Origin of the sequence: Burkholderia sp. BCC0419 (assembly GCF_902830285.1) — a bacterium.
GTDB lineage: Bacteria > Pseudomonadota > Gammaproteobacteria > Burkholderiales > Burkholderiaceae > Burkholderia.
The window spans coordinates 135,742-158,500 of sequence record NZ_CADESR010000003.1 but is presented as its reverse complement, the minus strand read 5'-3'; the positions used below and the strand labels follow the sequence as shown (position 1 = coordinate 158,500).

Below are 22,759 nucleotides of genomic sequence, written 5' to 3'. Positions count from 1 at the left end.
GATGCGCACGTCTTCGGGAAAACACCGATGCGCATCCGATGCCCGCATTCTGCGGAGCGGCCCCTAACAGCCGGTCGCAAAAAAGATGAAACAAGTTTTAAGTAGCGAGCGGATTCAACCGAGCAGGTAGCCCGCGCCACGGATCGTGCGGATCAGCGGCGCCGCGCCTGGCCGGTTCACCTTCTTGCGCAGGCGGCCGATGTGCACGTCGATCAGGTTCGTTCCCGGATCGAAGCGGCAGCCCCACACGGCCTCGAAGATCATCGTGCGGGTGAGCACGCGGCCGGCGTTGCGCATCATGAATTCGAGCACGCGGGACTCGGTCGGCAGCAGTGCGAGCTCGTGCGCGCCCAGCGTGGCGCGTCGCCGCACCAGGTCGAGCTCCAGCTCGCCGGCGCGCAGCACCGTCTCGACGTGCGTGCCGCGCGGCCGTCGGCGAATCAGCACGTCGATGCGCGCGCACATCTCTTCGAGCGAGAACGGCTTGACGAGGTAGTCGTCGCCGCCTGCGCGCAGCCCCTGGATACGCTGATCGACCTCGGACATCGAACTCATCACGAGCACCGGCGTATCGAGGCCGACGCCGCGCATCGTCGCGAGGATCGTCAGCCCGTCGAGGTCAGGCAACATGCGATCGAGCGTGACGACGTCGTAGTCCGCGCTCAACGCCCTGGCCATGCCGTCCCGGCCGGTGCGCGCGACGTCGATCCGGTGGCCTTCGGCACGCAGCGTGTGCGCAATGTGATCCGCAATCAGCGGATCGTCCTCGATCGTCAGGATGTGTGCCATGGCGTGCGCGATCCGGCGGAATCAGGCAGCGGCAAGCTGCAGGGCGGTGCGGTCGGGCGTGCGATAGTGGTCGACCACGTAGTCGATGAAGCTGCGCACTTTCGTGGACAGGTAATTGCGACTCGGGTAGAGGATCGATACGCAGCGCGGGCCGCCGTTCACTTCGTAGCGTTCGAGAATCGGCAACAACGTGCCGCGCGAGAGATCGTCGGCAACGAGCGGATGCGGCAATTGCGCGATGCCCATGTGATCGAGTGCCGCGATCCGCACCGTCATGTTGCTGGTCGACGCCAGCGCATTGCCGGTATAGATGCGGCAGGAACCGTCGATATCCGAAAACTCCCAGTTGCGCGCGGCGCCGTTCGACACGGTCAGCAGGCTGTGCGTATTCAGTTCGACCGGCTCGACCGGCGTGCCGTGGCGCGCGAGGTAGTCGGGAGACGCGACGACCACGTCGCGCACGCGCGTCAAGGTCCGCGACACGAAGGTCGAGTTGACGAGGCGGTGATCGTCGCAGAAGCACACGTCGTAGCCGCCCTCTACCATGTCGACCTGGATATCGAAGGTCGTCACGTCGAATCGCACGCGCGGATGCGCGAGGCGATACGTGGACAGCAGCGCGCAAAGCCCGGCCGCAACCGAGGTGGCCGACGCGGCGATGCGCAGCGTACCGTGCGGGTCGCGATTGACCTGCGCGAGATTCGATTCGATCTCGTCGAGCTTCTCGATGATCGTGCGGCAGCCGTCGAGATAGTCGCGGCCTGTCTCGGTGAGCGACAGGCTGCGCGTGGTCCGGTTCAACAGACGCATGTTCAGATGGGCCTCGAGCATGCCGACGCTGCGCGTGACCGCGGCGGCCGACATGCCGAGCTGACGGGCGGCGAGACTGAAGCTCGATAACTCGACCACGCGCATAAAGACACGCATCGCTTGCAGTTGGTTCATGATCGGCGGGGAATGGATTTGCCGGAAATACGGGGCGGCGCGTCCGTCTTCATCGGGCTACGTCGGCGCATTGCACTGTGCCTGCCGGGGCGGGCAGCGAATCAATTATGGAAGGCGCGCGGGTGCGGGACGCTAAAGAAACAGTGCTGGCCGGATGAAATTTCGTTTAGAAAGCGGCAGAGCCCGATAGACGACGGCGCGACGCGTTTTCCAAAGCTTTCTAAAAAAAGATTCATGCGTTGATCACAAATCTTCAGGCGGCTAAGGTGTACCGAGGTCCATAATGGGATCACGTAACTGCGGCAAGGACGACGAAAATGGCCCAACCGTTGAGCATCAAGATGATCGAAGAGCGCGGCAAGCCCGTGGTGCTGATGTCGATTGAACGAGGCACGGCAGTGCTCGATCCGGAAGATGTGGACGCAGTCATCCAGTACTTGAGCTTGCTGCGCGCGTCGATGCAGCCTGCCGTGCCGGAACGTCCGCCGCACGCGCAGCAATTCGTGACGGAAATGGATCCCTGCTGGTATGCCGAGCGCCATCCGTTGGAGGGTGGCGTGGTGTTGCTACTGCGTCATAGCGGGCTCGGTTGGGCAAGCTTCGCACTACCGCCGCGCAGCCTTGAACGGTTGCACGGTTCGCTGACGCGACTGCTCGAAGACGAGCAGCAGGCGCTCAGCCTGCCTCACTGAAGCTGCGTCGTGAACGCGCTTGCATTCGGTGTTGCCACCACGGGGTGATTCGGCAGCAGTCGGTGCGTGAACGCTGCCTCCCGGCGCAGGTCGCGGCGCGCGCTATCCGCGCCCGACGAACGGCATCGCCGTCGCCATGATCGTCATGTTGAGGATGTTGGTGTCGAGCGGCAGGTTCGCCATCTGGACGACCGCGTTCGCGACATGCGCGACGTCCATCCGCGCCTCGGGCGCCAGGCTGCCGTCCGCTTGCGGGACGCCTTGCGTCATGCGTTCCGTGAGCGACGTCGCGGCGTTGCCGATGTCGATCTGGCCGCACGCGATGTTGTACCGGCGGCCGTCCAGCGCCAGCGACTTCGTAATCCCGGTCACCGCGTGCTTGGTGGCCGTGTACGCGATCGTATCGGGGCGCGGCGCGTGCGCCGAGATCGAGCCGTTGTTGATGATTCGGCCGCCCTGCGGCGTCTGCGTTTTCATCAGCCGCCACGCGGCCCGCGCACACAGAAAAACGCCGGTCAGGTTCGTCGCGACGACGCTGTTCCACACGTCGAGTTCGTATGCGTCGAGGGAAACGACCGGGGCATTGCGGCCGGCATTGTTGAACAGGACATCGAGCCGGCCGAACCGTTGCGCGATCTGCGCAAACGCGTGGTCGACCGAGGCTTCGTCGGTGACGTCGGCGGGAAACACCTGCGCGTCGCCGCCGGCGGCGCGGATGGCGTCCTGCGTTTCGCGTAACGATGCCTCCGTGCGCCCGAGCAGCGCGACGGTGAAGCCGGCCTGGGCCAGCGCGATGGCCGCGGCGCGACCGATGCCGGAGCCGGCGCCCGTGACGGCGGCGAATTTCTTCGAGACAGACATGGCGTGATTTCCTGCGGGTTGAATGACGGGGAGGTGGCCGATGGTCGATGCCGTCGCCACTCCGGCAATGTAGTCGAAATGCGCTAGACGAGACGGCGACGCCGACTATTTCTTCCGGCTGGGCGCGATTTTCCAGCCACGCGCACCGGTTTCCGCGAACAACTCGACCACGACGTCGCGCAGCCAGCGGTTCCCTTCGTCCTGATTGACCCGCGTATGCCACAGCATATGGATCGGCGCACCGGGCAGCGTGACGGGCAGCGCACGCCAGCCGAGCGAGAACGGCGCGGCGAGCTGCAGCGCGAGATGCTCGGGCACCGTCGCGATCAGGTCGGTGCGCTGCAGGATGTAGCCCACGCTCATGAAATGCGGCACCGTCAGCCGCACCTGGCGCTTCACGCGGCGCCGCTTCAACCATTCGTCCACCTGCCCGTGGCCGGTGCCGGCCGACACCACGACCAGATGTTCGGCGTCGCGCCACGCGTCGACCGTCAGCGGCGCCCGCTCGAGCGGGTGCCCGCGTCGGAACAGGCATACATAGCGCTGATCGAACAGCCGGCGCTGATAGAACCCGCCCTTCAGTTGCGGCAGCAGGCCGATCGCGAGATCGACGCGGCCGTCGGCCATTTCGTCGCCGAGATTGACGCTCGTGTTGCGCACGGTATTGAGCGCGATGCCCGGCGCCGCATGCGACAGGTGTTCGAGCAGCGCGGGCAGGAACACGACTTCGCCGATATCGGTCATGCCGATGGTCAGCGTGCGCGTGGCGCGCCTCGGATCGAAGCCTGTCTCGGGGTTCAGTGCGGCATGCAGTGTCGCGAGCGCATGCGACACGGGTTCGGCGAGACGCAGCGCGAACGGCGTCGGCACGACGCCGCCGGGCCCGCGCACGAACAGCGGATCGCCGAGCCGGCGGCGCAGCTTGGCGAGCGCATTGCTGACGCCCGGCTGGCTCATGTTCATCTGCTCGGCGACGCTCGACACGCGCCGCTCCTGCATCAGCCGCTGGAAAAGCAGCAGCAGGTTGAGGTCGATATCGCTCAGTTCCATCGGTTTTGCGTCGCCCGGTTCATTGCATTCAGTGATGAAGCAGATTCATTTCATTTTATTGCTGGATAAAAGTCCACTCCTGAAAATACCGATACGGCGCATGCATTCGACATGACCGCCGCGCAAGTCGCGCACCTCACCCATGAATATCGGAGACACCTTCATGCAGACGAACCTGAAGATTGCGATCGTCGGCGCCGGTATCGGCGGCCTGACCCTCGCGCTTGCATTGCGCGAGCACGGCATCGATGCGCAACTCTACGAGCAGACCCCTGAATTGCGCGAAGTCGGCGCGGCCGTCGCGCTGTCGGCCAATGCGACGCGCTTCTACGAACGCATGGGCTTGCGCGCGGCCTTCGATGCGGTATGCGCGGACATCCCGGGGCTCGTCTATCGCGACGGGCGCAGCGGCGCGTTGATCGGCCATCATCGCGGCGAACCCGACTACCGCCGGCAATTCGGCGGCGCGTACTGGGGCGTGCATCGCGCGGATCTGCAGGCCGTGCTGTCGACGGCGGTCGGTCCCGGCTGCATCCATCTCGGCCATCGGCTGGTCGATCTGACGCAGCACCCCGATCGCGTGACGCTGTCGTTCGACAATGGTGCGCGCGTCGTTGCCGATCTCATGATCGGCGCGGACGGCGCACGCTCGATCACGCGGCGCTGGATGCTCGGTTACGACGATGCGCTGTATTCGGGCTGCTCGGGCTTTCGCGGCGTGGTGCCGGCCGCGCGCATGGATTTGCTGCCCGATCCCGACGCGATCCAGTTCTGGGTCGGGCCGCACGGGCATCTGCTGCACTATCCGATCGGCGACAACGGCGACCAGAATTTCCTGCTGGTCGAGCGGCATCCTTCACCGTGGCCGTCGCGCGACTGGGTCATGCCGGCCGAGGAAGGCGAGCAACTGCGCGTATTCGGCGCCTGGCATCCGGCGGTGGTGCAGATGATCACTGCCGTGCCGATCAGCCAGCGCTGGGGGCTGTTCCACCGTCCGCCGCTCGGCCGCTGGAGCCGCGGGCGCGTGACGTTGATCGGCGATGCCGCGCATGCACTGGTGCCGCACCATGGGCAGGGCGCGAATCAGTCGATCGAGGATGCGGTGGTATTGGCCGCGCAGTTGGCGATGGCCGGGCCGGGCAATTGGCGCGAAGCGCAGGAAGCGTACGAGCGGCTGCGTCGCGGCCGGACGCGCAAGGTGCAATACGCGTCGATCTCGGCGGCCGACGTGCTGCATCTTCCCGACGGGCCGGCCGCGCAGGCGCGCAATGCACGTCTGGCCGACCGCGACAGCGTGCTGCATCACCTGGACTGGATTCACGATTTCGATGCGCTCGATGCGGAGCCGAGCGAGCGGCAGGGCGGGACGTGGCTTTGAGGGGCGGGCGGCGCGCCGAAGTGCGGTGCGCAGGGGAGGGCGGCTATCGACCCGCCAGCCCAAAGCGGTCGAGGCCACGCCCGCCGGCCGTCACTTCACGCACTCCAGCGAATACTTCAACCCCTGCCCGAGCAACCCGCGCCAGACGTCCCACGTATGCCCGCCGTCGACGACGCGCAGCTCGGCCGGGTTCTGCGCCCGGCGCAGGTGCGTGTACAGCACGCTCGATTCCGCCTGGATCGTCAGGTCGTCGTCGCCGGCCGCGATGAACATCGGCACGCGCCAGCTGCGCGCGAAATAGCCGCGCAGCAGCGCCGGGTAGTTCAGCTCATGCCACACGCGTGAATCGAACTGCCGGTCGCCGAACACGCCGACGTAGCGCGCGGCGGAATTGAGCGGCGGCTCGTTCGCATAGATCGCGGGGCTCAGCAGCATCGCGCCGCAGAACAGCCCCGGCTCGAGCAGCGAGAAGCGCAGCGCGCCGAAGCCGCCCATCGACACGCCGCCGATCGCGCGGCCCGCGCGCTGGTTCGACACCGCGAAGTGCGCTTCGACTTCGGGCAGCAGGTCGTTGAGGAACGCGCTCTGCATCTTCTCCTTGCGATCGACGTACCAGTCGGTGCCGCCCTGCGGCATCACGATCACGACGGGCGGGATGTCGTGGCGCTCGATCAGCGTGTCGGCAGTGGCCTGCAGCCGGCCCTGCGTGACCCAGTCGTTCGCGTTGCCCGCGTTGCCGTGCAGCAGGTACATCACCGGGTAGCGCGCGCCTTCCGGGTTGTAGCCGGGCGGCAGGTAGACCGTGTACGACCAGTCGCGCTTCAGCGACGCCGACCGGAACGTGCGCAGCACGACGCTGCTGCCCGGATTGACGGACGGCTCCTGCGCGGCCGACGGCGTCGTCGCGGTCTGGACGGCCGGCGGCGCGGGCGATGCCGCCGGCGCGGGAGCAGGCGCGGCCGACGGCGGCGTGGCATGGGCGGTGGCGATGGCGCCGGCGATCAGGGCGAGGGCGAACGGAAGGGCGAGTCGGCGCATGGCGAATCGTTTCAGGAGAGGCGCCGGCTATCGTAGCAGCGGCGCATGACGGCGCGGCGCGTCATGGCCGCGAACGGAACGGCAGCCGCGCGACGAGCGGCCCGTAGAGTTTGGCGACGAGATACAGCAGCCCGATCGCGACGGCGTCGGCGGTCAGGCCGAGCGGCACGTCGAGATAGCCTTCGGTCGCCTGGTAGAGCAGCGAATCGACCGCGAGCGAGATGCCGGTGCCCGCGACGAAGCACAGCAATCCCTGCCGGCCGATCGTGCCGATCCACGGCATCGTGTGCGCGACCTTCTTCATCCAGCCCAGGTGCACGAGCTTGGCGGCGAGCCACGCGATCGCGAGGAAGTTCACGAGCCGCAGCGCGCCGAGGTTCTGCTTGATCGACGGATCGGTCGGGAACGGCTCGATGCGCAGCCGGTAGTACGCGCCGGCCGCGACGATCGCGAGCGACGCGGCCGTCAGGAGCCAGCCCTGCGGCTTCGGCGCGAGCGTCTGGTAGACGGGCTGGCAGCGTGCGATCACGCCGAGCACGAACAGGAACTGCCACGCGAACGGATTGAAATCCCACGGTGCGCCTTCGACGGTCGGCAAAAAGCGCGCGACGTGCGGCGCCGTGTACCACAGCGATCCGCTGAACGCGAGCATCAGCCACGGCTGCGTGCGCGCGAGCGGCAGCGCGAGCGGGACGAGCAGCGCGAAGAACGCGTACATCGGCAGCACCGACGCAAGGTACGGCTGGCGGCGGAACAGCAGGATGTCGCGCAGCGCGGCGAGCGGCTTGTGCAGCAGCCCGTCGAGATCGTTGGTCGGCATGTTCGGGCCGTCGATCGCGAACGCATTCAGCGCGGCGGTGATCAGCAGCATCAGGCCGGCCGTCACGAGGAACGCGCGGTAGATCTCGAACGCGCGCCGAATGAAACGCTGGCGCGCGGCGGCCTCGTCGTGCCGCTCGGCGAGCGAGTTGTACGCAATGGCGGTCGCGAAGCCGCCGAGGAACACGAACACCTCGGCCGCGTCGCACAGCGCGTACGCGTGCAGCGTGACGCGCGACAGGATGCTGCCGCCGATGTGGTCGACGACGATGACGAGCAGCACGAGGCCGCGGAAGAAATCGAGCTCGGCGTAGCGGCCGGCCCGGGCCGGCGCGGTCATCGGCGCGCCTTCCGGCGCGGGCCGCGGGCACGGCTGGCACGCGCCGCGCATGAATCGGGGGGAAGCATGACTTCGTGGAGAAATGGCGAACGGATGCGCATTGTGCCACCGATGCGACGCCTGTCGGGTTTACGCGGATGGCGGGCCGGCCTGCCGCTGCCGATAAGCCCGCTCAGGCCGTCCGCGCAACGGGGCAGTTGGACGAGCGCAACGCTTTGCGCGCGATGCTCGGCACCCGATGGACGGACGGTTTGCGTCGTGACACCATTTTGTCCTCACGCGGCCGCACACCGCGTCGTCCGCCCTGCGGGCCACACATACAACAGCTCAAACATTCGCCGGGCGTTCGGCCCGCCCGGCCCTCGGCTCCGGAGATCCGTCATGAAGAAGCACGTCATTTTTGTCGCCGCGCTCGCTGCGTTCGCCGCGCCGGCCTTTGCCGAGAACAGCGTGACGCTGTACGGCCTGATCGACGAAGGCTTCAATTACACGAACAACGTCAACGTCAATGGGGTCGGAAAGACGAATTACCAGCTCGCGAGCGGTTATGCGCAGGGCAGCCGGTGGGGCCTGAAGGGCAGCGAGGATCTCGGCGGCGGGCTGAAGGCGATCTTCACGCTGGAAAACGGTTTCGACGTGAACAACGGCCGGCTCGGCCAGGGCGGCCGCATGTTCGGCCGTCAGGCGTTCGTCGGGCTTTCCGAATCGCGCTTCGGCACGCTGACGTTCGGCCGCCAGTACGATTCCGTCGTCGACTATCTCGCGCCGCTGACCGCGAACGGTAACTGGGGCGGCACGCTGTTCTCGCACCCGTTCGACAACGACAACACGGACAATTCGTTCCGTGTCAACAACACCGTCAAGTACGCGAGCCCCGACTGGAACGGCCTGTCGTTCGGCGGCACGTACAGCTTCAGCAACAGCACGGGCTTCTCGAACAACCGCCAGTACAGCATCGGCGCGCAGTATTCGCTGGCCGGGCTGCAGGTCGCGGCCGCGTACCTGCAGGCGAACAACCCGGGCGTCGGCAGCGCGGGCGCGATCGCGGCCGACGACGCGAACTTCGTCGCCGATCGGCTGCGCATCTTCGGCGGCGGGGTCAACTATACGTTCGGCCCGGCCACGGTCGGCGTCGTCTATACGAAGACCGACATGAAGAACCCGGTGTCGACGGTCTACCTGCCGGCGTCGACGTTCGCCGGCCTCGGGCTGACCGCGACGAAGTTCCAGAACTTCGAGATCAACGGCAAGTACCAGCTCACGCCCGATTTCTACCTCGGCGCGCAGTACGTGTACACGGACGGCAAGTACGATGCCGCGGCCGGTTCGTTCAAGCCGAAGTACCACACGGTCGGCCTGATGGCCGACTACAGCCTGTCGAAGCGCACCGACGTGTACCTGCAGGGCGCGTGGCAGAAGGTGGGCGGCGACAAGACGGGCACGGCAGCCGACGGCGGCTACGTCGTCGGGACGGACGGCCCGTCGGCGTCGTCGAACCAGTTCTCGGTGCGCGCCGCGATCCGCCACAAGTTCTGATCGCGCGCCGGCGCCGGGGCGAAGGGCCCCGGCACGGCCGTCGTCAGTCTGCCCGGTGCGGGCCGCCGAGCGTTTCCGCGAGCCAGTCGACGAAGATCCGCACGCGCGGCGCGAGATGCCGGCCGGTCGGGAACACCACCGACACCGGCAGCGGCCCGGCATTCCATTCCGGCAGCACCTCGACCAGCGAACCGTCGGCGAGCAGCGGCGCGAGCCCGTCGCGCGGCGCCTGGATCAGTCCGAGGCCCGCGAGGCAGCACGCGAGATACGCCTGCGAGCTGTTGACCGACACGACGCTGTGCATCTTCACCGTGTGCATCTCGCCCGAATCCATGTCTGCATATTCCCAGTCCAGCTCGCGGCCCGTGCGGCTCGAGAAATAGCCGACCGCGACGTGGTCCGGCAGCTCGTCCGGCGAGCGCGGCGTGCCGTGGCGCGCGAGATAGGCGGGCGACGCGCAGTTGATCTGAACCATCTCGCCGACGCGCCGCGCGACGAGCGACGTGTCGGACAGCACGCCGACCCGCACCGCGCAGTCGATGCCGTCCGCGACGAGATCGACGAAGCGGTCGGTCGTGCTGATCACGACACGCAGGTCGGGGTAGCGCGCGTGGAAATCCGGCAGCGCCGGAATCACCTGGTTCAGCGCGAAACGTTCGGGCAGGTCGACGCGGATCACGCCGCGCGGCGACGCGCCGGCATCCTCGAACAGCGTTTCCACGTCGTCGAGATCGGCCAGCAACCGCACGCAGCGCTCGTAGTAGGTCGTGCCCTCGGCGGTCAGCGCGACGCGCCGCGTCGTGCGTTGCAGCAGGCGGATCTTCAGGTGCTTTTCCAGATACTGGACGGCGTTGCTGACCGTCGGGCGCGGCAGCTGGAGTTGCTCGGCCGCTTTCGTGAAGCTGCCGAGATGGGCGACGCGCGCGAAGATGCGCATTGCTTGCAGGTGGTCCATGCGGGGGCGGGAGCGTGGCGGATTGGAACAGGCTCCATTGTTAACCACCGTTGAATAAATTGGTTGGGGGTTTCGCGTTTATCGCGCGCCGCGATGCGTTCAGAATCCGGTTGATTCAGTTACCACCGCAAGGACACGGACATGGACAAGCGTCAACTGGGCCGCACCGGCCCGCAGGTATCGGCGATCGGGCTCGGCTGCATGGGGATGTCGGATTTCTACGGGCCGGCGGATCGCGACGAAAGCATCGCGACGCTGCACGCGGCGCTTGACCATGGGATCACGCTGCTCGATACCGGCGACTTCTACGGGATGGGCGACAACGAGATGCTGATCCGCGACGCGCTGCGCGGCCGGGCGCGCGACCAGGTGCTGATCAGCGTGAAATTCGGCGCGCTGCGCGACCCGGCCGGCGGGTTTGTCGGCTACGACGCGCGGCCTGCGGCGATCCGGAACTTCGTCGCGTATTCGCTGAAGCGGCTCGGCACCGACCATATCGACATCTACCGGCCGGCGCGCGTCGATCCGGCGGTGCCGATCGAGGAGACGGTCGGCGCGATCGCCGATCTCGTGAAGGCTGGCTACGTGCGCCATATCGGGCTGTCGGAAGTCGGCGCGGACACGATCCGCCGCGCGGCCGCCGTCGCGCCGATCGCCGATCTGCAGATCGAATACTCGTTGCTGTCGCGCGGGATCGAGGCCGACATCCTGCCCGCGTGCCGCGAACTCGGGATCGGTGTGACGGCGTACGGCGTGCTGTCGCGCGGGTTGCTCGGCGGCGGCTGGAGCACGGCGCGGCAGGGCGAGCGCGATTTCCGAGCGGCCAGCCCGCGTTTCCAGGGCGAGAACCTCGAGCACAACCTCGCGCTGGTCGATGCGCTGCGCGCGATCGCGGAGGAAAAGGGCAGCAATCCGGCGCAGGTCGCGATCGCGTGGGTGCTGTCGCGCGGCGCCGATATCGTACCGCTGGTCGGCGCGCGCAAGCGCACGCAATTGCAGGACGGTTTGCTGGCGACTGAATTGCAACTAACGGTCGATGATCTCAAGCGCATCGAAGCGGCGGTTCCCGCCGGGGCGGCTGCCGGCGACCGTTATCCGGCCGCGCAGATGGCGCACCTCGACAGCGAGCAGGGCCGGGGGTGATTCATGGGGCCGGATCGACGGGCCTGAAAGCCCCGGCCGGTGGGCCCGAGCCAGCCTCAGGCAAAGCCAGATGGCGGGCGGCATGGCGGGCAGGCACTATCGGCGCCGTACTCAATGGACGGAATGCCTGCCATGCAAATTCATACGCTGACGATCATCGTGCTGGTTTTCCTATTGGCCGGCGCGGTGAAGGGCATGATCGGTCTCGGGCTGCCGACGATCGCGATGGGGCTGCTGACGCTCGCGATGCCGCCGTCGGCCGCGGCGAGCCTGTTGCTCGTGCCGTCGTTCATCACCAATGTGTGGCAGCTGGGGCTCGGCCCGTCGTTCGGCGCGCTGCTGCGCCGGCTGTGGCCGCTGCTCGCCGGCCTGACGGTCGGCACGCTGGCGGGCGGGTTGCCGGCGCTCGCGGCCGGCAGCACGTGGACGCACGCGGCGCTTGGCGTCGTGCTGGTGCTGTACGGGCTGTGGGGGCTGGCGGCGGCGCGGCTGCCCGCGCCGGGGCGCCATGAAAAATGGCTGTCGGCCGTGGTCGGCTACCTGACGGGCGTCGTCACGGCCGCGACCGGCGTGTTCGTCGTACCGGCCGTGCCGTACCTGCAGGCGCTGCGGCTGTCGAAGGACGATCTGATCCAGGCGCTCGGGCTGTCGTTCACCGCATCGACGATCGTGCTCGGCCTGCAGTTGCGCGTGACGGGCGCACTGCAGACGGTCGATCTCGGCGTGTCGGCGCTCGCGCTCGTGTCCGCGCTGGCGGGGATGGCCGGCGGGCAATATGCGCGACGCGTGATGAGCGAGAAGATGTTCAAGCGCTGCTTCTTCGTCGGGCTGATTGCGCTCGGCGCGTATATGGCGGGGTCGGGGTGGTGGTGAACGCGCGCCCGGGCGCTGAATGATCCCGAAGCCGGTATCGGCGGCCGGCTTCGGGATCGGTCACGTGGTGGTGCTTACTCCGCTTACGCAGGATCGGCGTACCTCAGCGTCCACCCGACCGTGCGGGTCGCGCCCGCGCCGAGCGCAAACGGCTTCGTCGTGCAGGCGAAGTTCGAATGCAGTTGCCCGACCGGCGTCGTCGACAGCGGATTCGTCGTGCCGTTTGCCGTGTCGAAGGCGGACAGCGCGCAGGTGTCGAACCCGGATGCCGCATAGCCGGTCGCGGCGCTGTTCGCGTACGTCACCGACACGCCGTCCCCATTGGCCTGCGTCGACGCGAAATCCGCGAACGACGTGAAGTCCGTCTCGACCGCGAGGTTGCCCGCGAGCGTGCCCGAACTCAGCGTATCGCTGCGCGAGACCGTGCCGTGCGCGAACGTCAGCACCGTGTGCACCTGCAGGTCGAGATCTGTCGTGTAGGCGGCGTTCTTCGACGCGAGGCGGAACTTCGTCGTATCGAACGACACGATCACCTGGCCGTTGCCTTGCTGCACGTTCAGGTTCTTGTAATACGTGACGGGAATATAGGTCTTCGCGTTGTACGTCACCTGCGGGAGCAGCAGCGCATAGCCGAGGTCGGTCGTGCCGTAGATCAGCTTGTCGGAGAACGGCACCGGGTAATACGGCGTGTACGCGTTGTAGTCGGGCGCCTGGCTGAGGTTCAGGTTGATCACGCGCCGGCCGTCGCGTACGGTGAGCAGCGCGGCGCTGTACGGATGCGCGGCGTCGCCCGGCTGGTTGTACCAGGTGAGCGTGTAGCGCGGCAGCGCGTCGAGCCACGCGCGGTAGTCCGTATCGGCCATCGGCGCCTGGCCGCCGAAGCCGAGCTTGTTCCACCACGCGTTCACGTACAGGTACTGGTGCAGCAGGCTGAAGTTCTCGCCCATCACGCGCGGCTTGCCGCGATACGTGTCGGTGCCGCGGCCCTTGACCCACATGTTCACCGACGGCGTCGGCAGCGACGGGTCGTACCAGTACGTGTCGAAACGACGCGCGGCCTGGTAGATGAACGCATACGCAACCTGCTTCTCGCGATCGGTCAGCACGCCGGCATTGGCCGCGGCCGTCAGCACCTCCATGAACGCGGAATCGCCGTACGGGCCGATCGAGCGGCCGTAGTTGAAGCCCTGGCCGTCGGCGTTCAGCTGCGGCAGGATCAGGTCGACCGACTTGCGCAGATAGCCCTTCAGCTCCGGCGTGAGATTCGCTTCGTTGCCCATCTCGAACGTGCGCTCGACCACTTCGCCGATCAGCAGCGTGCTGTAGCGGTCGAAGCGCGCCTGGTCGTAGTAGGTCGTGTGCGTGTTCGATGCTTCGTCGGAGAATCCGCCCGACGAGTCGTTGCGGATGTGGTTCGTCAGCGTGTACAGCAGCGCGTCGCGTGCGCTCATCGTCGCGACCGCCGGATCGGTCTTCGACGCGAACGACGGGCTGCTCCAGCCGAGCTTCTGGCGCAGCCCGGCAATTCCGTAGGACACCGCATAGTAGTTCTGCGCGGTGTTGAGCGACGCGATGTCGATCGGCGTGCCGGCGGCCGGGCACGTCGTGGTCTTGCCGCTCGCATCGGGGCCGAACATGTCGCAGAAGGTGAGCCGTTGCTGCAGCGTCGCGAGCATCGCGTCGCTGAAGACTTCGTTGAGCATCCCGTGCGCCTTCAGGTTGTTCAGCGCGACGAGGTAGTAGTACTCGCCCCACGACGTGTTCGCATACGTGTAGTTGCTGCCCGACTGCGCCATCATCGCGGTCGTGATCGTCTGGTACGTCGCGAGGTAGCTCGCGTATTGCGGGTCGTTCTTCGACTTCATGTCGATCAGGATGTACGACAGGCCGAGCGCGAGCTTGCCGGGCAGGAATTTGTCGCCGGTATTCGTGTCGAGCACGTGGACGGGCGTGCCGTCGCCGAGATCCATCACGACCTGCGTGAAATCGGGCGATTTCCGGATCAGGTCGAACAGCGCACGCATCTGGCCCATCATCGTGACCGGGATGTTCGCACCGGCCGGCACGCTGGTGTCGGGCGCGCCATAGACGAGCGCCTGCAGCGAGTTCGATGCGAGCGCGGGCGGGGTGGGCGAAGGGGGCGACGGCGGCGTGTCGGTCACGTCGTTGCCGCCGCACGCGCTGACGAGCACGACGGAAAGGGCGCTGAGCGCGGCGCCGAGCGCGAATCTGCTGCGGGGATGCATGGTGTCTCCGATTTTGAATAATGGTGAAGGACGGGCACGTGTGGCCGACGCCGCGCTCGAGGCCCGTACCCGGCCTCCGTCTTGCAACCTGTTCCCTGAAGACGGTCGGCCTGAATCACACATCGAGCGGGCAAACGTTCCCCCTGCGCGGGCCATGACCGGCGTCGCGCTCGAGTGATAGAAAACGTTTTCCAAATTTAGGCATCGAGCGGTGTGATGTCAATGAACTTTCACATCGGATGCGCCGGTAGAAACCCGAATGGCGAGAGCGGAGGGTGCGGGAGGGGAATCGGAATTATGCGGAAATCATCGGGATTTTTCCTGATGATAGAGTGTTCATCGCGTGAGAGAGAGCGGCTTTGAAGCGGCGGGCGGGCGCATGGCATGGAAACGGGTTCTCGATGCATGACGAGAGAAAACGTTATCCATAAGAACCGAAGTGCATTGAGCCGCCACCGGCCACCGGCCGCCGCGGGCGACGGCCCGCCGTTTCGACGACGTTCAAAGCTGCTTCTCGATCGCCGCCTTGTCGATCACCGACCACACCTGGCGGATCTTGCCTTCGTGAAACTCGTAGAACACGTTCTCGGCGAACGTGACCTTGCGGCCGCTGACGGCGAGCCCCATGAACGTCCCTTTCGGCGCACACGCAAAGCGGAGGCGGCACGCGACGTGCGGCGGCTCGCACGCGAGCAGCCGGATCTCGAAACGGAGATCGGGAATGTTGCGGAAGTCTTGTTCCAGCATCGCGCGGTAACCGGCGAGGCCGAGCGGCCGGTCGTTGTGGATCACGTCGTCGGACACGTACTCGCCGAGCGCCGGCCAGTCCTGCCGGTTCAGGCAGTCGATATACGCGCGATAGCGGGTGGCGAGGTCGGTATCGGTCATGGGCATGTCTCCGTACGTCGAGGGGGGGCGAGTCGAGTGCGGCGCGCGTTATCGCGGCGGTGCGTCGCCGGACAAGAACGCGACGAACTCGCGCGTGTACTTCGGCAGCGCGTCGAACGACCGCGCACACAGCGTCAGTTTCCGATGGCTCCACGGATCGGACAGTTCGACGAGCCGCACGTCCATCGTCTGCATCGCGCGCTCGGCCGCATGCCGCGACACGATGCCGATGCCCACGCCGCTCGCGATTACGCGGCAGATCGCGTCGAAGCTCTTCAACTGCACGCGGTAGCGGATCCGCTTGCCGAGCGCGCGCGCCTGGTCGGCGAGATGCACCTGCAGCGCGCTGCCATCGGTGAGGCCGATGAAGTCTTCGCCGGCGATGTCGTCGAACGCGACCTTGTCGTGCGACGCGAGCGGATGCGCGGCCGGCACGACGACAATCAGCCAGTCTTCGCGGAACGGCTTCTGTTCGAGCCCGCCGAGCCCGACCGAATCGGCGACGATGCCGACCTCGGCCGTCTTGTTGCGGATCGCATGCACGATCTCCTGACTCGAGCGTTCCTCGACGCTGATCGACAGCTTCGGATGGCGCGGCAGGTAATCGGCCAGCGCGTCCGGCAGGTATTCGCTCAGCGACGCGGTATTGCACAGCAGCCGGATATGGCCGCGCAACCCCTGGCCGTATTGCTGCAGTTCGCCGCGCATGTGGTCGATCTGCTGCAAAACGGTGCGCGCGTGGTGTTCGAGCGCGCGGCCTGCATCGGTTGCCTGCGCGCCCGACTTGGTCCGGTGCAGCAGCGGCACGCCGAGTTCGTCCTCCATCCCGCGAATGCGTTCGCTCGCCGCCTGCAGCGTGATGTGCGTCCGTTCGGCGCCGCTCGTGATCGTGCCGGCTTCGCAGATGTTCAGGAAGAGCCGCAGGTCGGTCAGGTCGAAGCGCATGATGGGCGAAGCGATGGGTGGGAATGGCCGATAAGTTAGCAGGAACCGCCGCGCCGGTCTCAGGGGCAGCCTGAGACCCGGTTCGCCGCTTCCGCATTTTCGGGGTGCGATCGATGGCCGATGATGGACGCACGTCAACCGGGAGCCTGTCATGCAGATCGATTCGTCCTGGGGTGTGTCGTTCAAGATCGCGCTGCATCTGCTGTTCCTGTGCATCGGCGTCGCATGGGCCGGTGCCGAATTCGTCGCATGGTTGCGGTGAACGGCGTGGCTCGCGCCTATTGAAACAAGCCAGTCATAGTTTTTTGAGACGAAAATTCTTCCGCTTTTCTGCGAAAAGACCATCAAGTTTTTCCGGATCGGACCGTATTACCGGTAGCGAATGCCGGCCGGCATCCGGTGCGTGATCGTTTGTCATCATTGTTTGCATCCGGTTACACGTCGGCCGTTCCGTTTTTGAGATGCTTGAAAGATTGTCAAACCGGAGTCGGATCGTCCATGAAAACGCGCGAGATTCACCGCAAGGCGGCGTGGCTGTCGGGCCTGGCCGCCGTGCTCGTCATGGCCGGTTGTGCAAGTCCGCAGTCCGTTCCGCCGAGCGACACGCTGGCGGGGCAGCCTTCCGATTCGAGGCCGCCTGCCGCACCGTCGGCCGCCGCCATGCCGCCCGCGCCGATTCTCGTCGCGCAGAAGTACGTCGTGAAACGCGGCGACACGCTGACGGGCATCGCCTCCGCGAACGAGTGCAGCGTGGCCGACTTGCGCACCTGGAACAAGCTGACCGCCAACGGCAGGCTGCGCATGGGGCAGGTGCTGCGCATCGTCAAGCAGCAGCCGCTGCCGCCTGCGGGCGCGGCCGGCACGCAGGCCGTCGCGAGCAATGGCGCGGCGGGTGATCAGGCCACTGCGCAGGCCGGTTCACAGGCCGCTTCACAAGTCACTTCGCAAGCCGCCGCATCGACCGCGAGCGATCGCCAGGTCGTCAAGGAAACCAGGCGCCATGCGGGCGGCGTCGCGCTCAAGTGGCCCGCAAACGGCAAGATCGTCGAAGGGTTCCGGCCGGGGCAGAACCGCGGCATCCAGATCGCCGGCCGGCCGGGCGACCCGGTTCGCGCCGCGGCCGACGGCCGCGTGATGTATGCGGGCACCGGCCTGAACGATTACGGCAGCCTGATCATCGTCCAGCACAACGCGGATTTCCTGACCGCCTATGCGCACAACCGCAAGCTGCTCGTGAAGACGGGCGACATCGTGCATCAGGGCGATGCGATCGCCGAGATGGGCGACCTCGACAACTCGCGCGTCGCGCTGCTGTTCGAGGTGCGACGCGACGGCAAGCCGGTGAATCCGATGCCGTACCTGCCTTCGTCGCAAGGGTGAAGCAGGGCCGTTTCGCTGGAACGCGACGGCGGTCGCTGCTACGCTAGGTGTTCATGCGAATCCCGCCATCGCGCGGGGCCGACGGGCGTCTTTCGGGGATGCGCGGCGAATGCCGTCGCGGGCCGGCCGTCGGCGTGAATGGTCGCGCGTCGCCGATGCGCGGCCGCGTTGCTTCGCGCCACCGTTTCCGACAGAACAGATCTCATTCATGGAACACTCTCCGACACGCCGCTCGCTGTTGCTTGCCGCCGTTGCCGCGCCGTTCGTTGCCGCATGCACGTCCGCGCCGGTCGCCGACCAGGGGCGCGCCCACACCGCACAAGCCGAACTCGCCGCGCTCGAAAAAGCCTCGAACGGGCGGCTCGGCGTCGCCGCGCTCGATACGTCGAACGGCGTGCGCATCGCGCACCATGCGCGCGAGCGCTTCCCGCTGTGCGGCACGTATGCGGTCATGGCGGCCGCCGCGATGCTCGCGCGCGGCTCGCTCGACGCGTCGCTGCTGCCGCGCCGCATCCTGTATCGCCGCTATGAAGTCGTGTCCGGCTCGCCGATTACGGAGAGCCACGTCGACACCGGCATGACGATCGCGCAGCTGTGCGAGGCGATGCTGCAGTCGGGCGACAAGGGCGCGGGCAACCTGCTGATGGGCGTGCTCGGCGGCCCGCAGGCCGTTACGGCATTCGCGCGCGAAAGCGGCGACACCACCTTCCGCCTCGATCACTGGGAGCCCGAACTGAACCAGGCCGCGCCCGGCGACGAGCGCGACACGTCGACGCCGGTCGCGATGGTCGACACGCTGCAGCGGCTGCTGCTCGGCGACGCGCTGCGCGAGCCGCAGCGCGCGCAACTGACGGAATGGATGGTCGGCGGCGCACGCGGGGCGACCGGCATCGCGGCGGGCGTGCCGCCCGGCTGGCGTGTCGCCGACAAGGCCGGCACCGGCGGCTTCGGCACGACGACCGACATCGCGGTGTTGTGGCCGCCGTCGCGCGCGCCGATCGTGATGGCCGTGTCGTTCACGCAGCCGGAGGCCGCTGCCGCCGCGCGCGCGGATGTCGTCGCTTCGGCGGCGCGCATCGCGGCGGGCGCACTCACCGCGACGGCCTGAACCTTCGGCGGCTCGCGCAAAGCCGGCGTTTGGCTTATCGTGTCGGTCAGCGCGCGCCGGTATCGGCGCGTGGTCCTTCCGCGCCGTTTTCCGTTTCCCGTTCGCCATGCGCCGACTTCCGCCCCTGCACGCGCTGCAGATCTTCTCGACGGTGGCTCGCCACCGCAGCTTCACGCGCGCGGCCGAGCAGCTGTGCATCACGCAGGGCGCGGTGAGCCGGCAGATCCAGACGCTCGAGGCGCATTACGGTTTTCCGCTGTTCAAGCGGCATGCGAAGGGCCTCACGCTGACGGCCGAAGGCGAGCAGTTGTTGCCGGTGGTCGACGAGAGCTTCGCGCGAATCGAGGACATCTCGATGAAGCTCACGCGGCAGCGCACCGATCTCGCGCTGAAGGTGCCGACCTGCGTGATACGGTGGATGCTGCCGCGCATCATGCGCTTCCAGGGCGAACATCCCGATCTGCACGTGCAGATCACGACCGCGTGGCAGCACGTCGTCGATTTCTCGAGCGAGCCGTTCGATGCGGCGATCGTCTACGGGACGTCGCCGGGCCCGGGCGTCGTCGCGCTGCCGCTGTTCGACGAGCGGCTCACGCCGGTTTGCGCGCCCGAGTTGCGGCAGGCGTCGCCGCTCGGCGCGGTCGGCGATCTCGCACGCCATACGCTGCTGCATCCGACGCGCGACCACCGCGACTGGCGCGCATGGCTCGACCATGCGGGCGAGCGTAGTGTGGATCCCGCGCGCGGGCCGACGTTCGACACGCTCGATCTCGCGACGAACGCGGCGATGCAGGGCTTCGGCGTCGCGATCGGCGACGTGACGCTCGTCGACGACGACGTCAGCGCGCGCCGGCTCGAACGGCCGTTCGACATCGTGCTCGAAACGGGCGCACGCTACTTCTTCGTCTACCCCGAGAACCTCGGCAGCCAGCAGAAGATCCGCGCGTTCAGCGACTGGATCGCGCGCCACCGCGACTGACGCGTGGCGGCTCCGGCAGCGGCTCTACTGGTAGGTCACGACGGCGATCATCGGCGCGCGCGCGTTGCCCGGACGGTCAGGTAAAACGATTGCGCGCGAGGCCTGCGTAAAGGTCGTGGTCTTGATCGTGCGCAGGCTGGCCGCGTCGACGAACGCGACTTGTCCGCTCGCCGGGCGCGGGCAGTCGGGGCGCACGTGTGCATGCGCGGCGTCGGCCGTATCGAGCGCGAAGGCGCACGGCGGCTCGACGATCATGCCGGTGAAGTGGATGATGCCGGACGCGCCGGCGGCAAATGACGAGGACGAGGCCAGAAGCGAGGCAGCCAGGGCGAACGAGGCGGCAAACAGACGATGCTTCATGACAGGCTCCAGAGAGGAAGCGCGTCGCAGCGAGGCCGCTCGAATGGCAGTCCGTCAACGCTGCGGTGCTGTATGCGTAAACGGCAACTTCATCGAACCTCTTGAGTGAGAAACCGGAAATAGCGGCGATGAGCAAACGACGCCGTGTTCCTTCAATCAATTTATCTCAAATTTGCGTGGCCGCAAGTCAGGGTATTGCCGATGACGTAAGCTCGAAGGAGGCACGTCAATGGATGTGGGATTCGCCGGTGAACCGTTGAGCGCTCAACGATTCGACGATCCTGAGAATGGCGATGCGCGAAAAGAAAACGGCCGCTCGTGTGTAACGAGCGGCCGTTTTGCGCTGGAGCGGGGTGGGCGGTGTTCAGCCCGCGCGCTTGCGGATCGCACCCACCACGACGAGCAGCACGATCGCACCGATGATCGACGCGATCCAGCCGGCGCCCTGGCCCGGTGCATACCAGCCGGCCGCGCGGCCGACGTAGCCGGCGACCAGCGAGCCGACGACGCCGAGCACGACGGTCATCAGGATGCCCATCTTGTCGTCGCCCGGCTTGAGCGCGCGGGCGAGGAGGCCGACGATGAGCCCCACGACCAGGGTTTCGATGAATTGCAGCATGAACGCCTCCCTATTGCTGTGCTGTTGACGAAAGGAAATTGACCCGTGCGGTGCACAAGGGTTCCATGCGGCGGCAAGCCGGCGCATGGCGTGCGCAGTATCGCATGCGTCCGCGTCCGGCGGATGTCACGTGGCAGACGCGTCGGCCACCGGATCGAGGCGGCGGTAGCCTTCGGTCGCATTCAGCAGCGTGCGCGTGTAGTCGCGTGCGACCTGCCCGGCCCGCACGTCCTCGATCCGCAGCTGCTCGACGATCTCGCCGTGCTGCATCACCGCGACGCGCTGGCACAGGAAGCCGATCACCGCGAGGTTGTGGCTGACGAGGATCATCGTCAGGTTGCGTTCGCGATGCAGGCGGCGCAGCAGGTTCAGGATCTCGGCCTGCACCGACACGTCGAGCGCGGAGGTCGGCTCGTCGAGCAGCAGCACGCGCGGCTCGACGATCAGCGCGCGCGCGATCGCGACGCGCTGCCGCTGGCCGCCCGACAACTGGTGCGGATAGCGGAAGCGGAACGCGGGGCCGAGGCCGACCTCGGCGAGCGCGCGGGCGATCCGCGCATCGGCGTCGCCGATCGCATGGATCGACAACGGCTCGCGCAGCGTCTGGTCGACGGTGAAGCGGGGATGCAGCGACGCGTACGGATCCTGGAACACCATCTGCACGTGCCGGCGGAACGCGCGATCGGGCGTGCCGCCCACCGGGCGGCCGTCGATCGACAGGCTGCCGGACGCGAGCGGCACGAGGCCCGTCAGCGCACGCAGCAGCGTCGACTTGCCGGAACCCGATTCGCCGACGAGCCCGAACACTTCGCCGTCGCGTACCGCGAAGCTTGCGTCGCGCACGGCGTCGACATGACCAGTGCGGGTCGGGAAACGGATCGATGCGTGATCGACGTCGATCATCGTGCGGGCTCCTGTCGATCGGTGCGCGCGGCGGCCGGCGGCGCGGAATCGAGCCACGCCGGGTCGCGCCGCAGCACGGGCAGTTCGTCCGGCGGGTTCGCGAGCGGCGGATTCGCCGCGAGCAGCCCGCGCGTATAGGGATGAGACGCATCGCGCAGGTCGCGCGCGGCGCAGGTTTCGACCACGCGGCCGGCATACATCACCGCGACGCGGTCGCAGAACGACATCACGAGCGGCAGGTCGTGGCTGATGAACATCAGGCCCGTGCCATGCCGCGCGATCATCGCGTCGAGCACCGCGAGCACCTGCATCGACACCGCGACGTCGAGCGCGGAGGTCGGTTCGTCGGCGATCAGGAGGCGCGGGCCGGTCGACACCATCATCGCGATCATCACGCGCTGGCCCATGCCGCCCGACAGCTCGTGCGGATACGCATCGGCGACGCGCGCCGGGTCGCGGATCTGCACGGCCGCGAGCGCGTCGACGATCCGCTCGCGCAGCGCGCGGCCGCGCAAGCCCGGTTCACGCTGCCGAAACGCTTCGCCCATCTGTTTCGCGACCGTCATCACCGGGTTCAGCGAATACTTCGGGTCCTGCAGGATCATGCTCATCTGGCTGCCGCACAGCTGCCTGCGTTCATTCGCCGACATCGCGAGCAGATCGTGCCCGGCGAAGCGCATCGTGCGCGCCGAGCAGCGCGCGGCGTCGGGCAGCAGACCGAGCAGCGCGCGGCCCGTCAGCGACTTGCCGGAGCCCGATTCGCCGACGATGCCGAGCCGCTCGCCGGGCGCGAGCGTCAGCGACAGGTCGCGCACGGCGTCGGTGACGGTGCCGTCGTGCCCGCGAAAGCCGATCTTCAGCCCGTCGATCTCGCAGAGCGGTGCCGGGGCGGCGGTGGAAATCATCGGCATG

Annotated in this window: 22 protein-coding genes; 8 read left to right on the top strand and 14 right to left on the bottom strand. The window is 67.2% G+C overall.

Annotated features, from left to right (window positions below; genetic code table 11):
• Positions 1-114 precede the first annotated feature (114 nt).
• On the bottom strand, positions 115-789 hold the full coding sequence (locus HWW87_RS18955; RefSeq protein WP_175821626.1) for a response regulator transcription factor: 675 nt from the start codon (positions 787-789) through the stop codon (positions 115-117).
• A 21-nt stretch (positions 790-810) separates the two neighbouring features.
• Positions 811-1,734, bottom strand: a complete 924-nt coding sequence (locus HWW87_RS18950; protein WP_174430187.1) for a LysR family transcriptional regulator — start codon at positions 1,732-1,734, stop codon at positions 811-813.
• Between the two features lie 317 nt (positions 1,735-2,051).
• On the opposite strand from HWW87_RS18950, the gene HWW87_RS18945 reads away from it, so the two are divergent.
• Positions 2,052-2,426, top strand: a complete 375-nt coding sequence (locus tag HWW87_RS18945; protein ID WP_175821625.1) for a hypothetical protein — start codon at positions 2,052-2,054, stop codon at positions 2,424-2,426.
• Positions 2,427-2,528: 102 nt separating this feature from the next.
• On the opposite strand, the gene HWW87_RS18940 is transcribed toward HWW87_RS18945, so the two are convergent.
• Both HWW87_RS18940 and HWW87_RS18935 read right to left on the bottom strand, forming a co-directional pair.
• Positions 2,529-3,287, bottom strand: a complete 759-nt coding sequence (locus HWW87_RS18940) for an SDR family oxidoreductase (RefSeq protein WP_175821624.1) — start codon at positions 3,285-3,287, stop codon at positions 2,529-2,531.
• Between the two features lie 105 nt (positions 3,288-3,392).
• A complete protein-coding gene (locus tag HWW87_RS18935) occupies positions 3,393-4,337 on the bottom strand; it encodes a LysR family transcriptional regulator (RefSeq protein ID WP_175821623.1) in 945 nt (314 codons plus the stop codon).
• Between the two features lie 163 nt (positions 4,338-4,500).
• On the opposite strand from HWW87_RS18935, the gene HWW87_RS18930 reads away from it, so the two are divergent.
• A complete protein-coding gene (locus HWW87_RS18930; RefSeq protein ID WP_175821622.1) occupies positions 4,501-5,715 on the top strand; it encodes an FAD-dependent monooxygenase in 1,215 nt (404 codons plus the stop codon).
• A gap of 90 nt (positions 5,716-5,805) precedes the next feature.
• On the opposite strand, the gene HWW87_RS18925 is transcribed toward HWW87_RS18930, so the two are convergent.
• Both HWW87_RS18925 and HWW87_RS18920 read right to left on the bottom strand, forming a co-directional pair.
• Positions 5,806-6,753: an alpha/beta hydrolase-fold protein gene (locus HWW87_RS18925; RefSeq protein ID WP_175821621.1), complete on the bottom strand. Its 948-nt coding sequence runs from the start codon at positions 6,751-6,753 to the stop codon at positions 5,806-5,808.
• Positions 6,754-6,814: 61 nt separating this feature from the next.
• The gene (locus HWW87_RS18920) at positions 6,815-7,912 is read right to left on the bottom strand and encodes an OpgC domain-containing protein (RefSeq protein ID WP_175821620.1); all 1,098 of its coding nucleotides are present in this window, start codon (positions 7,910-7,912) and stop codon (positions 6,815-6,817) included.
• A 381-nt stretch (positions 7,913-8,293) separates the two neighbouring features.
• Between HWW87_RS18920 and HWW87_RS18915 the strand changes: the two genes are divergently transcribed.
• On the top strand, positions 8,294-9,448 hold the full coding sequence (locus HWW87_RS18915) for a porin (protein WP_175821619.1): 1,155 nt from the start codon (positions 8,294-8,296) through the stop codon (positions 9,446-9,448).
• Between the two features lie 43 nt (positions 9,449-9,491).
• Here the strand turns inward: HWW87_RS18915 and HWW87_RS18910 are convergent, their stop codons facing one another.
• Positions 9,492-10,403, bottom strand: a complete 912-nt coding sequence (locus HWW87_RS18910) for a LysR family transcriptional regulator (protein ID WP_175821618.1) — start codon at positions 10,401-10,403, stop codon at positions 9,492-9,494.
• 141 nt (positions 10,404-10,544) lie between these two features.
• On the opposite strand from HWW87_RS18910, the gene HWW87_RS18905 reads away from it, so the two are divergent.
• Both HWW87_RS18905 and HWW87_RS18900 read left to right on the top strand, forming a co-directional pair.
• On the top strand, positions 10,545-11,546 hold the full coding sequence (locus HWW87_RS18905; protein ID WP_175821617.1) for an aldo/keto reductase: 1,002 nt from the start codon (positions 10,545-10,547) through the stop codon (positions 11,544-11,546).
• A 132-nt stretch (positions 11,547-11,678) separates the two neighbouring features.
• Positions 11,679-12,419, top strand: a complete 741-nt coding sequence (locus HWW87_RS18900; protein ID WP_175821616.1) for a sulfite exporter TauE/SafE family protein — start codon at positions 11,679-11,681, stop codon at positions 12,417-12,419.
• An 83-nt stretch (positions 12,420-12,502) separates the two neighbouring features.
• Here HWW87_RS18900 and HWW87_RS18895 read toward each other — a convergent pair whose 3' ends face one another.
• The 3 genes from HWW87_RS18895 to HWW87_RS18885 form a co-directional block, all read right to left on the bottom strand.
• A complete protein-coding gene (locus HWW87_RS18895; protein WP_175821615.1) occupies positions 12,503-14,665 on the bottom strand; it encodes a hypothetical protein in 2,163 nt (720 codons plus the stop codon).
• Positions 14,666-15,166: 501 nt separating this feature from the next.
• Complete coding sequence (locus HWW87_RS18890) at positions 15,167-15,553, bottom strand: ester cyclase (protein ID WP_175821614.1); 387 nt, start codon at positions 15,551-15,553, stop codon at positions 15,167-15,169.
• A gap of 48 nt (positions 15,554-15,601) precedes the next feature.
• Positions 15,602-16,498, bottom strand: a complete 897-nt coding sequence (locus HWW87_RS18885) for a LysR substrate-binding domain-containing protein (protein ID WP_174389281.1) — start codon at positions 16,496-16,498, stop codon at positions 15,602-15,604.
• 498 nt (positions 16,499-16,996) lie between these two features.
• Here HWW87_RS18885 and HWW87_RS18880 point away from each other — a divergent pair, with 498 nt between their 5' ends.
• From HWW87_RS18880 to HWW87_RS18870, 3 genes are all read left to right on the top strand, one after another.
• Positions 16,997-17,878, top strand: a complete 882-nt coding sequence (locus HWW87_RS18880) for a peptidoglycan DD-metalloendopeptidase family protein (protein WP_175821613.1) — start codon at positions 16,997-16,999, stop codon at positions 17,876-17,878.
• A 208-nt stretch (positions 17,879-18,086) separates the two neighbouring features.
• Entirely contained in the window at positions 18,087-18,986 is a 900-nt protein-coding gene (gene bla / locus HWW87_RS18875; protein ID WP_175821612.1) for a class A beta-lactamase, read from the top strand.
• Between the two features lie 106 nt (positions 18,987-19,092).
• Entirely contained in the window at positions 19,093-19,965 is an 873-nt protein-coding gene (locus tag HWW87_RS18870; protein ID WP_174389283.1) for a LysR substrate-binding domain-containing protein, read from the top strand.
• A 24-nt stretch (positions 19,966-19,989) separates the two neighbouring features.
• Here HWW87_RS18870 and HWW87_RS18865 read toward each other — a convergent pair whose 3' ends face one another.
• The 4 genes from HWW87_RS18865 to HWW87_RS18850 all read right to left on the bottom strand — a co-directional run bounded on the left by HWW87_RS18865 (position 19,990) and on the right by HWW87_RS18850 (position 22,758).
• Positions 19,990-20,325, bottom strand: a complete 336-nt coding sequence (locus HWW87_RS18865; protein ID WP_175821611.1) for a type 1 fimbrial protein — start codon at positions 20,323-20,325, stop codon at positions 19,990-19,992.
• A 364-nt stretch (positions 20,326-20,689) separates the two neighbouring features.
• Positions 20,690-20,944 (bottom strand): GlsB/YeaQ/YmgE family stress response membrane protein, encoded by a 255-nt coding sequence (locus HWW87_RS18860; RefSeq protein WP_006478831.1) that lies wholly within the window; start codon positions 20,942-20,944, stop codon positions 20,690-20,692.
• 126 nt (positions 20,945-21,070) lie between these two features.
• The gene (locus HWW87_RS18855) at positions 21,071-21,847 is read right to left on the bottom strand and encodes an ABC transporter ATP-binding protein (RefSeq protein ID WP_175821610.1); all 777 of its coding nucleotides are present in this window, start codon (positions 21,845-21,847) and stop codon (positions 21,071-21,073) included.
• Complete coding sequence (locus HWW87_RS18850) at positions 21,844-22,758, bottom strand: ABC transporter ATP-binding protein (protein ID WP_175821609.1); 915 nt, start codon at positions 22,756-22,758, stop codon at positions 21,844-21,846. The genes HWW87_RS18855 and HWW87_RS18850 overlap by 4 nt, the downstream gene beginning before the upstream one ends.
• Position 22,759: the final 1 nt, after the last annotated feature.